Consider the following 13,037-nt stretch of genomic DNA (forward strand, 5'->3'; position numbering starts at 1 on the left):
ACGGGAGACCGCAGGACCATCCGAGGAGGGAACCACATGACAGCCGCAGCCATGCAGGCGCGATCGCCGCAGACGCCACGGCAAAGTGCCGATCAGGTGCGCGAAATCCTGATCGTCGATGACCATCCGTTGATGTGCGACGCGCTTGCGCTGACGCTGAAGATCAGCTTCGGCCTGAAGAATGTCCGCACCGCCCGCAGCCTGGGCGCGGCCCTTGACGGGATCAAGGCGCAGGGCGCCCCCGATGCGGTGATCCTGGACCTGAACCTTCCCGACGCGCGGGGGGCCGAAGGCATCGTGACCCTGCGCCGGCAATTGCCCGACGTGCCGATCACGATGATTTCCGCAGACATGGACGGCGCCATGATCTCGGCCGCGATGGCGGCGGGGGCGCAGGGCTATATCAGCAAGTCCCTGGGGCGCGAGGCCCTGGTGGACAGCCTGCGCCGCATGTGGGAAGGCGAATACGTCACGCCCGAAGGCTATGCCCCCGACCAGGCCGATGCCGACGACGCAGCCAAGGCCGAACTCGCCCGCCGCTTCGCCACCCTGACGCCCCAGCAGATGAAGATCCTGCGGCTGATCTGCCAGGGCAAGGCGAACAAGGAAATCAGCTATGACCTGTCCATCGCCGAGGCGACTGTGAAGACCCACATCACGGCGATCATGTCCAAGATCAACGCGCGGCGCCGCACCCAGGCCGTGCTGCTTGCCAATACGGTCCGGCTGTTCGAGGCGGGCTGATGGATACCGGCCCGGTCGCGAAGGAGGGCGCCATCGGGCCGGTGGCCGTGCAGGCCGACCGCGGAAAGGCCGACCCTGGCCGGATCCTGCTGGACGGCCTGCGCGGAGCCGATCCGGGCCTGGTGCTGGTCTTCGGCGCGGATGGCGCCGAACTGGCCGGGCTTGACGCGGTGTTGCGCGCGGGCCTGCCGGACGGCTGCCTGATCGCGGGATGTTCGTCCGCCGGTGAAATCGGCCCGTCGGGCTATGCCTCGGGCAGCATCGTGGCGATCGGCTTTCCCGCGGCCCATTTCCGGGCCTCGGCCCTGATCCTGCCGAACCTGGATGCCCTGCCCGTGTCGGACTGGATGGCGGCGTTGCGCCGGCTGCAGGCCGGTTTCGGGCCCGATCCGCAGCGGTCGCTGTTCGGGCTGTTGCTGGTTGACGGGCTGGCGGGTCAGGAAGACGTGCTTGTCGCCACCATCGACGCGGCCCTGCCATCCGTTCCTACCCTGGGCGGATCGGCGGGCGACGGGCTGTCCTTCAAGCAAACCTGGCTGCTGGCGCAGGGACAGGTCATCACCAATGCCGCCGTCTTCCTGCTGGTCGAAACCGACCTTGCCGTCAGCGAGGTGACCTTCGCCCATTTCAGTCCCACCGCGACCCGCGTCGTGGTGACGGCGGCGATCCCCGAAAAGCGCCGCATCCTGGAACTGAACGCCGAACCCGCCGCCGAGGAATATGCCCGCCTGACCGGCATTTCCCCCGATGCGCTGACGCCCAGCGAATTCGCCCGCCACCCCCTGCTGCTGCGGATGGGCCGCCACCACCATGTCCGGGCCATCAGCGCCCAGACCGCCGATGGCGGGCTGTCCCTGATGTCGGCCATCGACACCGGCACCGTCCTGACCCTGGGCCGGGCCGAGGACATGACCCAGGGTTTCGCCGAGGCCCTGGCATCCCTGCCCCGTCCGCCGCTGATGGTGCTGGGCTTCGACTGCATCCTGCGCCGCCTGGCCCTGGAACGCGAAGGGCTGCACGACCAGATGTCCGAACTGCTGACCCGCTATCGCGTGGCGGGCTTCAATACCTATGGCGAACAGCACAGCGGGATGCATGTGAACCAGACCTTCGTGGGCCTGGCCTTCATGCCCAATACGGATGCGCCTGCCCATGCTTCGTAACGACGACGGGCCGGAACGCCGGATCGAGAAGCTGGCCCGGATCAACCAGGTGCTGATCGACCGCATCGACCGGCTGGAGGAATCGCGCGGCTCCGCCTGGTCGATGTTCCAGGCCGCCGTCGCCCTGGAACAAGAGGTGATGGTCCGCACCCGCGACCTGGAACGCGCCCTGGCCGATCTGTCGCAGCGCAACCGCGAGCTGGCGGTCGCGCGCGCATCGGCCGAGGAAGCGAACAGGTCCAAGACCCGCTTCCTGCGGGCGGCCAGCCACGACCTGCTGCAACCCTTGTCGGCGGCGCGGCTGTTTCTGGCGGCCCTGGCCGATACGCCCCTGAACGAACATCAGCGGGAACTGTCCGACCGTCTGTCGGGCGCCTTCGAATCGGTGGAACAGCTGATGCACGCGGTTCTCGACATTTCCCGCCTGGACAGCCAGCGGATCGAGTTCCACCGCCAGCCCGTGCCGCTGGACGAGTTGTTTCGAAAGCTGGCCATCGAATATGCCCCCCTGGCCGAGGCCAAGGCCCTGCGCCTGGCCTTCGTGCCGACCGATGCGGTCGTGGAAAGCGACCCTGTCTTTCTGCGCCGCATCGCGCAGAACCTGGTGTCGAACGCGATCAAGTATACCCACCGGGGCGGCGTGGTGGTGGGCGCGCGACGGCGCGGGCCTTTGTGCTGGCTTTGCGTCTATGACACGGGGGTGGGCATCCCGGCGGTAGACCGCAACCGGATATTCGACGAATTCCAGCGCCTTGGAAACGACGCGCGCACGCCGGGCATGGGGCTTGGGCTGTCCATCGTGCGGCGTGCCTGCGCCAAGCTGGACCATCCCATTCGCCTTGATTCCGAGGCGATGCGCGGCACCGTCTTTCGCGTGGGCCTGCCACTGGTCCAGCAGGCCGACCGCCCCGGTCCCGACCAGCCCGCCCGATCCACCCTGCCCCTGCGCGGCCGCGTGGCTTTGGTGGTGGAAAACGACCACGGCATGCAGCGCGGATACGAGATGATCCTGCGCGACCGGCTGGGCATGGTGGCCCGCGTGACCGGCGGCACGGCCGAGGCCCTGGCCGCCATGGGCGACGAACCGCCCGACGTGATCCTGGCCGATTACAACCTGGAAAACGGCGATACCGGCGTCCAGGCCATCACGGCGCTGCGCCAGTCGGCGGGCCAGGCCATACCGGCGGTGATGATCACGGCCCATCGCGATCCCCAGATCGCCCGCAGTTGCGCGGCGATGCATGTGCATCTGATGGAAAAGCCCGTCCGCCCCACCGAACTGGCCGAGATGCTGGGCGGGATCCTGGGGTGATCGGCACGATCTGCGACCAAAGGCCGAGGGATCGGGGGCCGGGCTTGTCCTTGGCCCCCGCCTTCGCAACTCTGACACCGGAAGTGGGAGGGATATCATGAGAAAAGCCATTGCCGCGGCCCTGTGGCTGGGCCTGTCCGCGCTGAGCACGGGCCATGCCCTTGCGGGCGAGGCAGGGGATGCCGTCTTTGCCGAACGCGGCCCCTGGTCGCTGGGCGGGCAGGAACTGCAATGGTCCGTCCATGTCGAGGGGCCGGATGCGCCCGGCTTCCTGCGCATCGACGATGGCAGCGTGACCCTGGCCGAGGTCGTCGATCCGTCCGACCAGCAGCCGGTCCTGCAACTGACCCAGAAGACCGACAGCCGGACACGTCAGATCGGGCCTTTCCCGATCTCGGGGGGCGATCCGGTGCTGACCTTCTTTCTGGAACAAACCGCCCGCGACATGGCGGGACTGACCGGCGGCAGCCCGCATTACATCCGCAACCGCATCAAGGACGCGCTGTTCCGCGGCGGCCAGATCGCCCGCCAGGGCGAGGCATCGGTCGCCACCTTCACCCCCTTCGCCGAGGATCCGAATGCAGCCCGCATGAAGGGGTTCGAGACGCTGACCCTGACCTTCGTCCTGGACGATCCCAAGCAGCCGATCCGCGAATTGCGCGCCGAAACCCAGGGCGACATGCCCGGCTATGTGAACCGGATGGCCCTGCAATGAAGCTGCGTCTGATCGCGCTTGGCACGGCCCTGGCCGCCGCCGCCCCCTCGGCTCATGCGCAGGCGGTGAACGATTACCCGACCAACGCGCGGGCGGAATATGTCTTTGCCTGCATGGCCACGAACGGCCAGACCCGCGACATGCTGGACCGCTGTTCCTGCGCCATCGACCAGATCGCCGAGGTGCTGCCCTATGACGATTACGTCCAGGCCGAAACCGTCCTGCGGATGCAGCAGACCACCGGCGAACGGTCCGGCATGTTCAAGAGCATGGCCCAGTTGACCGAGATCGTGGCCGGGCTGAAGCGCGCCGAGGCCGAAGCCGAGATCCTGTGCTTCTGAACCATCCCTTCGCGCGGTGAATCCAAGGGCCGGCGGACCGGCCCCTCAGACCAGCGCCACCCCCAGGGCCGCACCCGCCCCCAGCGCCAGCACCACCGCTAGCCAGACGGGCGCCCCGCGCCGGACCAGGATGGGCTGGACCAAGCGCGCGTCCTCGGGGTGGGCGCGTTCCCACAAGGCCTGTTCCACGATGCGCGGCAGCAGCGGGCCGTATCGCCCGACCGTCTGCGCCACGCGCGCCATGTCGCCCGCCAGCGCCTTGGCACCGATGTTCGACCGGATGTAATCGGACACCACCGGCTTGGCCGCGTCCCAGATGTTCAGTTGCGGATCGACAGACCGGGCCACGCCCTCCACCACCACCATGGTGCGTTGCAGCAGGATCAGTTGCGTCTGCGTCTGCATCCCGAAGCGTTCCGTCACCTCGAACAGATAGGCCAGCAGGTTCGCCATGGAAATCCGGCTGGCATCGGCGCCGAAGATCGGCTCGCCCACAGCACGCAGGGCGCGGGCGAACTGCGCCTCGTCCCGGTCGCGGGGGACATAGCCCGCCTCGAAATGGACGCGGGCCACACGGCGGTAATCGCGCTGGATGAAGCCATAGAGGATCTCGGCATAGATGCGGCGGGTGTATTCGTCGATCTCGCCCATGATGCCGAAGTCATAGGCAATGACATCGCCATTGGCCCCGACCTTCAGGTTGCCGTGATGCATGTCGGCATGGAAGAAGCCGTCGCGCAAGGCGTGCTGCAGGAAAAGCTGGATCACCCGCGCGGCGATCCGGCTGGTGTCGTGCCCCGCCGCCACCAGGGCCGCGCGATCGCCCATCGGCAGCCCCTCCGCCCAGTCCGAGGTCAGCACCCGGCGCGAGGACAGGTGCCAATGCGGTTGGGGAACGGCGAAGCCCGCATCGTCCTTGGTGTTTTCCGCGAATTCGGACGCATTGGCCGCTTCCAGCCGCATGTCCTGTTCGGCGGTGACAGTCGATTCGAAATGGCGCACCACGTCGCGCGGGCGCAACCGCCGGCTGCCGGGCGACAGGAATTCGATGATGCCCGCGGCAAAGTGAAAGGCGTCGATGTCGCGGCGGAAGGCGCCGGCGATGCCGGGGCGCAGCACCTTGACCGCGACCTCTTGCCCCGTTTCGCGGATCCGGGCGCGGTGGACCTGGGCGATGGACGCCGCAGCCACAGGTTCGGAAAATTCCGAAAACAGCAGATCGACCGGCTGGCGCAGGTCGGCCAGGATGATGTCCTTGGCGATCTCGGTCGGGAAAGGCGGCAGGCGGTCCTGCAGCATCCGCAACTGCTGGGCCATCTCGACGCCCACCACATCGGCGCGGGTGGACAGGATCTGGCCGAACTTGATGTAGGCGGGGCCAAGCGCGGTGATCGCCCGCGTGATCGGCGGCAGGTTCGGATCGCCCTTGTAGCCCAGCCAGCGGAAGGGCCAGCCCAGCACGCGGGCGGCGACGCGCAGCCGGGGCGGGGCTTCGACCGCATCCAGAACCGCGCGCATGGCGCCCGTGCGTTCGAAGGTGGCGCCCGTCCGGATCAGGCGCAAAAGGTTATGCGGACCCCTCACAGCTTCCAGCCCGAATGGAGTGCTGCAATGCCCATCGACAGGTTGCGGTATTGGACCCGGTCGAAGCCAGCGGCCCGGATCATGTCCGCGAAGCTGTCCTGGTCGGGAAACTTGCGGATCGATTCGACCAGGTATTGATAGCTGTCGCGATCCCCCGTCACCGCCTGGCCCATGGCCGGGATGACGTTGAAGGAATAGCGGTCATAGGCCCATTGCATCGCGGGCACCGGGATCTGGCTGAACTCCAGCACCATCAGCCGCCCGCCGGGGCGCAGCACGCGATACGCCTCGGCCAGGGCGTCGGGGATGCGGGTGACGTTGCGGATGCCGAAGCTGATCGTATAGCGGTCAAAGCTGTTGTCTGCGAAAGGCAGCGCCATCGCATCGCCCGTGACCCAGGCCAGCCGGTCGCCCTTTTCCACGGCATCGGCGCGCTTGCGCCCCTCGACCAGCATGGATTCGGTCATGTCGCAGACCGTGACGCGCCCGCCCGGCGCGCGGTCCAGGAAGCGGAAGGCCACGTCGCCGGTGCCGCCAGCGACATCAAGAAGGTGCTGGCCGTCGCGCGGGGCCAGCCAGTCCATCATCGCGTTCTTCCAGACGCGGTGGATGCCCGCGCTCATCAGGTCGTTCATCAGGTCGTATCGGGACGCGACGGATGAAAAGACCCCGTGGACCATCCCGGCCTTGGCATCCTCGTCCACGGTCTGGAAACCGAAATGGGTCTGCTTCTTGTCGCTCATACGCTTGCCGTTCACCTGTTTCATCGCCAGATAAGCCCGACGCGCCTTGCGCACAATGCAGCGAGAGGACTGTAATTGCCAGAACTGCCCGAAGTCGAAACCGTGCGCCGCGGCCTGTTGCCGCACCTGGAAGGCCAACGCATCGCGCGCGCCGAAGTTCGACGCCCCGACCTGCGCTGGCCCATGCCGGTCGATCTGGTTCAGGTGCTGACCGGGGCCACCGTCACAGCGCTGCGGCGGCGGTCGAAATACCTGCTGGCGGATCTGGACCGGGGCGGCACGCTGTTGATGCATCTGGGCATGTCGGGGCGGATGCTGGTCCAGGGCGGCAGCCTTGGCGATTTCCACCGCGATCCGGCGATCCTGCCGCGTCACGACCATGTGGTGCTGGTGACGGAAGGCGGCAGCACGATCACCTTCAACGACGCCCGCCGCTTCGGCATGGTGGACCTGATCCGCGAGGGCTCGGCCCATCCGCTGCTGGATCACCTGGGGCCCGAACCCTTCGACGACGGCTTCTCGCCCGCCTATCTGGCCGCGGCCTTTGCGGGGCGCAGGGTGCCGGTGAAACAGGCGCTGCTGGACCAGCGGATCGTCGCGGGCTTGGGCAACATCTATGTGTCCGAGGCGCTGCACCGCGCGGGCATCGACCCGCGCCGGGCGGCGGGGCGCATCGGGGGTGCGCGCATCGCCGCGCTTGTCGGCCATATCCGCAACGTGCTGACGGATGCCATCGCGGCGGGCGGATCCAGCTTGCGCGACCACCGGCAGGCCAGCGGCGAACTGGGCTATTTCCAGCACAGCTTCCGCGTCTATGACCGCGAGGGCGCGCCCTGCCCCACCCCCGGCTGCGCGGGCACGGTCCGCCGGATCGTGCAGGGCGGGCGGTCCAGCTTCTTCTGCCCGGCCTGCCAGCGCTAGGCCGCTTGGCTTTCCCGCCGCGCATTTGATAGGGTCCGCCGCGAACGCATCGCAACGGGGACGCAGCCATGGCCTATGAAACCATCATCGTCGAGATCGAGGACAGCGTCGCCCTGATCCGGCTGAACCGCCCCGAGGCGCTGAACGCGCTGAACACCGCGCTGATCACCGAACTGGGCCAGGCCCTGCTGGACGCCGACCGCAACGACAAGATCCGCTGCGTGGTGCTGACCGGCAGCGAAAAGGCCTTCGCCGCCGGCGCCGACATCAAGGAGATGTCCACCAAGACCTTCGTGGACGCCTATGACGAGGATCTGTTCGGCGCGAAGATCGACACCATCACCCGCATCCGCAAGCCGATCATCGCCGCCGTCAGCGGCTATGCCTTGGGGGGCGGCTGCGAACTGGCCATGATCTGCGACTTCATCATCGCATCCGACACCGCCAAGTTCGGCCAGCCCGAGATCAACCTGGGCGTCATCGCGGGCATCGGCGGCACGCAGCGCCTGACCCGCTTCGTGGGCAAGTCCAAGGCCATGGACATGCACCTGACCGGCCGCTTCATGGACGCGGCCGAGGCGGAACGGTCGGGGCTGGTCAGCCGCGTGGTGCCCGCAGCCAAGCTGATCCCTGAGGCCATGGCCGCCGCCCGCAAGATCGCCGAGAAATCCCAGATCTCGGTCAAGGCCGCGAAGGAGGCCGTGAACCGCGCCTATGAGACGACCATGACCGAAGGGATCCTGTTCGAGCGCCGCAATTTCCAGGCGCTGTTCTCGACCGAGGATCAGAAGGAAGGCATGGCCGCCTTCCTGGAAAAGCGCGAAGCCCAGTTCCGCGACCGCTGATTCCAGGCCTTCTTTTAGGGCTTTCCTTTTCGGGCGCCATGCCCTATACGCCCCGGCTTACATGCGCGTGGGCCCGCTTAGGCAAGAATCATGACCGCTTCTCCGTGAAGCGGTTCCTTGGGTCTTTTGCGCGAACGAAACGCTGAAAGACCGATAGGATCCAGAACCCATGGCCAATACGCCCCAGTCCAAGAAACGCGCCCGCCAGATCGAGCGTCGCACCGACATCAACAAGGCCCGCCGCTCGCGCATCCGCACCTTCATCCGCAAGGTGGAAGAAGCCATCGCGTCCGGCAATGCCGATGCGGCCAAGGCGGCCCTGCAGGCGGCACAGCCCGAACTGATGCGCGGCGTGACCAAGGGCGTGGTCCACAAGAATACTGCATCGCGGAAAATCTCGCGCCTGGCGTCGCGCGTGAAGGCACTGTCGGCGGTCTGATCCTTGCGCCCTTCCGGGGCGGAATCCGCTTGAAATCACGGCCCCGCGAAGTGCGATTCCAGACATCGGGTGCGGTTCCTTGCCGCGCCCGATTTTTCTTTGCCGCACCTGCGCAATGTGGCAAAAATGCCTACATATCAAGGCGTTCAAGATTCTTTCCTTTTGAGTCAAGGGTCTCGGAGATTCGATCCGGCAAAGGCTTTGTCAAGCGCAGAGTTCGGTTGCAGCCCCAGCGGCGCCATGGATAACCTGATGATGCGATTCACGTCGCTGTGTTGGGGACGGGCCTGTCGGACGGCGGATTTTTCCGCATCGACAGGTCGGGCACCGGGGCATCAGGCGCCCCGCAAGCCCTCGAGATTCTTGCAGACGGCTGCCACTGGCTGCATGGAAGCTCGTGTCTAGGATTTGAACTCGGGCGCAGGCCCCGTCATGTGACCCGTCTTGGGCCGCAGGATGGGGTGTTGTCTGCAGTTCAGCCATCCGACCCGCGTCGCGGATCCTGTTTCGCCGGAAGGTCCGGCGAAGGCTGGGGACAGGATAGATAGGGCAAGACCATGGACGAGATTTGGGGCCAGGCATGCGCCGCGCTTGAAACAAGCGTGGGACCGAACAACTTCAACCACTGGATCAAGCCGCTGCGCCTGACGGGCGTGGATGCGGGAATCGCGCATTTCGCAAGCCCGACGCGCTTCATCTCGGACTGGGTCAACCGCCACTTCGCCAAGGACATCCTTGGGGAACTCAGCCGCCACGGCCAGCCCGTCGAAAGGCTTCGGTTCGATGTGGTCCCGCAGACCGCGCCCGGCCGCGCCCGCCCCGCGCCTGCGCCGACCGCTGCCGCTGCCGCGCCTGCGAAGCCCATGCGGCCCGTCGCCTCGGCCGCGGCGCCCGCGACGGCGCGGGTGGGGCGCACCGACCTAGGGGCACCACTCGATCCCCGCTATACCTTCGGCAATTTCATCGTCGGAAAGCCCAACGAACTGGCCCATGCCGCCGCGCGCCGCGTGGCCGAGGGCGGGCCCGTGGGCTTCAACCCGCTGTTCCTTTATGGCGGCGTGGGCCTGGGCAAGACCCACCTGATGCATGCCATCGCCCACGATTACCAGACGCGCCACCCGATGGCGCAGGTGCTGTATTTGTCGGCGGAACAGTTCATGTACCGCTTCGTGCAGGCGCTGCGCGAAAGCACCATCATGGATTTCAAGGGCATGTTCCGCAACGTGAACATGCTGATGGTCGACGACGTGCAGTTCATCGCCGGAAAGGACAGCACACAGGAAGAATTCTTCCACACCTTCAACGCCCTGGTCGATCAGGGCAAGCAGATCGTGATTTCCGCCGACCGTGCCCCCGCCGAGATCAAGGGGCTCGAGGAACGGATCAAGTCGCGCCTGTCCTGCGGGCTGATCGTGGACCTGCATCCCACGACCTATGAGCTGCGCCTGGGCATCCTGCAATCCAAGACCGAAGGCTTCCGCGCCCAGCAGCCGGATCTGGAAATCGGCACCGGCGTGCTGGAATTCCTGGCCAACCGCATCACCACCAACGTCCGCGTTCTAGAAGGCGCGCTGCAGCGCCTGTTCGCCCATGCCAGCCTTCTGCGCCGAGAGATCACGCTGGAGGTGGCCCAGGAATGCCTGGCCGACATCCTGCGCACCAACGACCGCAAAATCTCGATCGACGACATCCAGCGCAAGGTGGCGGAACATTACAACATCCGCCTGGCCGACATGGTGGGCCCCAAGCGCGCCCGCAACGTGGCCCGGCCCCGCCAGATCGCGATGTATCTGGCGAAACAGCTGACCAGCCGGTCCTTGCCGGAAATCGGGCGCCGCTTCGGCGGGCGCGACCACACCACGATCATGCACGGGATCCGCAAGATCGAGGAACTGGTCACCGAGGATCACGCCCTGGCCGAGGATGTCGCCCTTCTCAAGCGCCTGCTGGAAGCATAAGCGACTTGTGAGGGCGCGTCGGTCTGGTTACAAATCAGGTCCGTTCACGGGCCGGATGGCCGAAGGCACAGGGAAAAGCGATGAAATTCTCGATCGAGCGTGCGGTTCTGGTCAAGGCCGTGTCTCAGGCCCAGTCGGTTGTGGAACGTCGCAACACCATTCCGATCCTGGCCAACGTCCTGATCGAGGCCACGCCCGATGGCGTCAGCTTCCGCGCCACCGACCTGGACACCGAGGTGGTGGACCAGGCCCCCGCCCAGGTCGAACGCCCCGGCGCCACCACTGTCAGCGCGGTGATGCTGAACGAGATCGCGCGCAAGCTGCCCGACGGCGCCCTGGTGCAGATCAGCACGGATGAGGCCGCAGGCCGGCTGTCGGTGCAGGCCGGGCGGTCCAGCTTCAACCTGGCGACCCTGCCGCGCGAGGATTTCCCGGTGATGGCGTCCTCGGAGTACAGCGTCAACTTCAAGGCCAAGGCCGACCTGCTGCGCCGGCTGTTCGACAAGGCGAAATTCGCCATCTCGACCGAGGAGACGCGCTACTACCTCAACGGCGTCTACATGCATGTGGCGCAGGTTGACGGCCAGCCGATGCTGCGCTGCGTGGCGACCGACGGGCACCGCCTGGCGCGGATCGACGCGCCCCTGCCGGTCGGCGCGGACGAGATGCCGGGCGTGATCGTGCCGCGCAAGACGGTCGCGGAACTGCGCAAGCTGCTGGACGACGACGATACCGATATCGCGGTTTCGGTCAGCGAGACCAAGGTGCGCTTCGCCACGCCCACGCTGACGCTGACCTCCAAGGTCATCGACGGGACCTTCCCCGATTATTCGCGCGTGATCCCCCTGAACAACGCCCGCAAGCTGGAAGTGGACGCCACCGACTTCGCCCGCGCGGTGGACCGTGTGGCGACCGTCAGCAGCGAACGGTCCCGTGCGGTCAAGCTGGCTCTGGACCAAGACCGGCTGATCCTGTCGGTGAATGCCCCCGACGCGGGCGCGGCCGAGGAGGAGTTGATCGTGGCCTATGCCGACGATCCGCTGGAGATCGGCTTCAATGCCAAATACCTGCAGGAAATCGCGTCCCAGGTGGACCGCGACAATGCGGTGTTCCTGTTCAACGGCTCGGGCGATGCGGCGCTTATCCGTGAAGGCGGCGATCAAAGCGCCGTCTATGTCGTCATGCCGATGCGGGTGTGACGCTTACCCGTCTTTCACTTGCGCAGTTCCGGTCCTGGTCCCGGCTTGACCTGGATCTGGACCACCGGCCCCTGGCGATCTTCGGCCCGAACGGATCGGGCAAGACCAATATCCTGGAAGCCGTGTCGATGCTGGCACCGGGCCGCGGCCTGCGGGCCGTGCCCGCGCCCGACCAGGCCCGGCAGGGCAAGGATGCGGGCTGGCGGATCCGGGCCATGATCGACGGCCGCCCGGTCGAGACCGTGGCCCCGCCGGGCCAGCCGCGCGGCGTCAGCATCGACGACAAGCCGGTGGCGCAGACGGCCCTTGGACGCCTGCTGCGGATCATCTGGCTGGTACCCGCCATGGACCGGCTGTGGTCCGACCCGCCCGAGGCACGCCGCCGTTTCCTGGACCGCGTCACGCTGAGCCTGCATCCCGACCATGCCGACCTGGCCCTGACCTATGACCGGGCGATGCGGGAACGCAACCGCCTGCTAAAGGACCAGATCGGCGATCCGGGCTGGTATCGCGCGCTGGAGGCGCAGATGGCCGAGGCCGGGGCCGCCCTGACCCGCAATCGCCGCGACGCCCTGCAGGCGATCATGGCCGCGCAGGACGGCGGCGATTTCCCCGCCGCCGTCCTGGCCCTGCTGCCGGGCGAGGGACAGGCCGACGATCCCGACGAAGGCAGCATCGCCGACCGCCTGTCCGCCATGCGCCCGCGCGACATGGCGGCGGGCCGCACGCTGACCGGTCCGCATCGCGCCGATCTGGGCGCCCATTGGGGGCCGCAGGACATGCCCGCCGCGCTGTCGTCCACGGGGGAACAGAAGGCGCTTCTGCTGTCGCTGATCCTGGCCAATGCCCGCGCCCTGTCCGACCAGCCGGTCGTGCTGCTGCTGGACGAGGTCGCGGCCCATCTGGACGCCGACCGCCGCGCGGCGCTTTACGACCGCATCTGCGGCCTGCCCGCGCAAAGCCTGCTGACCGGCACCGGGGCCGAGCTTTTCGACAGCCTGGGACCGCGGGCGCGCCGCCTTTCGGTGACCAAGACAGAGGGGCGGTCGCAGGCCACCGAAACGACCGGCTGA

Annotated in this window: 13 protein-coding genes; 11 read left to right on the top strand and 2 right to left on the bottom strand. The window is 67.1% G+C overall.

The window, feature by feature from the left end; genetic code table 11:
* Window positions 1–36: 36 nt before the first annotated feature.
* From CK944_RS08325 to CK944_RS08345, 5 genes are all read left to right on the top strand, one after another.
* On the top strand, window positions 37–744 hold the full coding sequence (locus CK944_RS08325; protein WP_103172596.1) for a response regulator transcription factor: 708 nt from the start codon (window positions 37–39) through the stop codon (window positions 742–744).
* Window positions 744–1,907, top strand: coding sequence for an FIST N-terminal domain-containing protein (locus tag CK944_RS08330; protein ID WP_103172597.1), 1,164 nt, complete (start codon window positions 744–746; stop codon window positions 1,905–1,907). Before CK944_RS08325 ends, CK944_RS08330 begins: the two co-directional genes overlap by 1 nt.
* The gene (locus tag CK944_RS08335; protein ID WP_103172642.1) at window positions 1,897–3,219 is read left to right on the top strand and encodes a hybrid sensor histidine kinase/response regulator; all 1,323 of its coding nucleotides are present in this window, start codon (window positions 1,897–1,899) and stop codon (window positions 3,217–3,219) included. Before CK944_RS08330 ends, CK944_RS08335 begins: the two co-directional genes overlap by 11 nt.
* Window positions 3,220–3,316: 97 nt before the next feature.
* Window positions 3,317–3,934 (top strand): hypothetical protein, encoded by a 618-nt coding sequence (locus tag CK944_RS08340; RefSeq protein ID WP_239986007.1) that lies wholly within the window; start codon window positions 3,317–3,319, stop codon window positions 3,932–3,934.
* Window positions 3,931–4,275, top strand: a complete 345-nt coding sequence (locus tag CK944_RS08345) for a hypothetical protein (protein ID WP_103172598.1) — start codon at window positions 3,931–3,933, stop codon at window positions 4,273–4,275. The genes CK944_RS08340 and CK944_RS08345 overlap by 4 nt, the downstream gene beginning before the upstream one ends.
* 45 nt (window positions 4,276–4,320) lie before the next feature.
* Here CK944_RS08345 and ubiB read toward each other — a convergent pair whose 3' ends face one another.
* Window positions 4,321–5,859 carry a 2-polyprenylphenol 6-hydroxylase gene (gene ubiB, locus CK944_RS08350; RefSeq protein WP_103172599.1) on the bottom strand — a complete coding sequence of 513 codons (1,539 nt, stop codon included), beginning with the start codon at window positions 5,857–5,859 and terminating at the stop codon, window positions 4,321–4,323.
* Window positions 5,856–6,602 carry a bifunctional demethylmenaquinone methyltransferase/2-methoxy-6-polyprenyl-1,4-benzoquinol methylase UbiE gene (gene ubiE / locus CK944_RS08355; RefSeq protein ID WP_103172644.1) on the bottom strand — a complete coding sequence of 249 codons (747 nt, stop codon included), beginning with the start codon at window positions 6,600–6,602 and terminating at the stop codon, window positions 5,856–5,858. The genes ubiB and ubiE overlap by 4 nt, the downstream gene beginning before the upstream one ends.
* Before the next feature lie 75 nt (window positions 6,603–6,677).
* Between ubiE and mutM the strand changes: the two genes are divergently transcribed.
* The 6 genes from mutM (at window position 6,678) to recF (ending at window position 13,037) form a co-directional block, all read left to right on the top strand.
* A complete protein-coding gene (gene mutM, locus CK944_RS08360; protein ID WP_103172600.1) occupies window positions 6,678–7,523 on the top strand; it encodes a bifunctional DNA-formamidopyrimidine glycosylase/DNA-(apurinic or apyrimidinic site) lyase in 846 nt (281 codons plus the stop codon).
* A gap of 68 nt (window positions 7,524–7,591) precedes the next feature.
* On the top strand, window positions 7,592–8,368 hold the full coding sequence (locus tag CK944_RS08365; RefSeq protein WP_103172601.1) for an enoyl-CoA hydratase: 777 nt from the start codon (window positions 7,592–7,594) through the stop codon (window positions 8,366–8,368).
* Between the two features lie 169 nt (window positions 8,369–8,537).
* Complete coding sequence (gene rpsT / locus CK944_RS08370; protein ID WP_103172602.1) at window positions 8,538–8,807, top strand: 30S ribosomal protein S20; 270 nt, start codon at window positions 8,538–8,540, stop codon at window positions 8,805–8,807.
* A 557-nt stretch (window positions 8,808–9,364) separates the two neighbouring features.
* Window positions 9,365–10,765, top strand: a complete 1,401-nt coding sequence (gene dnaA, locus CK944_RS08375) for a chromosomal replication initiator protein DnaA (RefSeq protein WP_103172603.1) — start codon at window positions 9,365–9,367, stop codon at window positions 10,763–10,765.
* An 80-nt stretch (window positions 10,766–10,845) separates the two neighbouring features.
* Window positions 10,846–11,964 (top strand): DNA polymerase III subunit beta, encoded by a 1,119-nt coding sequence (gene dnaN, locus CK944_RS08380; protein ID WP_103172604.1) that lies wholly within the window; start codon window positions 10,846–10,848, stop codon window positions 11,962–11,964.
* The gene (recF, locus tag CK944_RS08385; RefSeq protein WP_103172605.1) at window positions 11,961–13,037 is read left to right on the top strand and encodes a DNA replication/repair protein RecF; all 1,077 of its coding nucleotides are present in this window, start codon (window positions 11,961–11,963) and stop codon (window positions 13,035–13,037) included. The genes dnaN and recF overlap by 4 nt, the downstream gene beginning before the upstream one ends.

The organism is Paracoccus sp. SY (genome assembly GCF_002901215.1).
GTDB lineage: Bacteria > Pseudomonadota > Alphaproteobacteria > Rhodobacterales > Rhodobacteraceae > Paracoccus > Paracoccus acridae.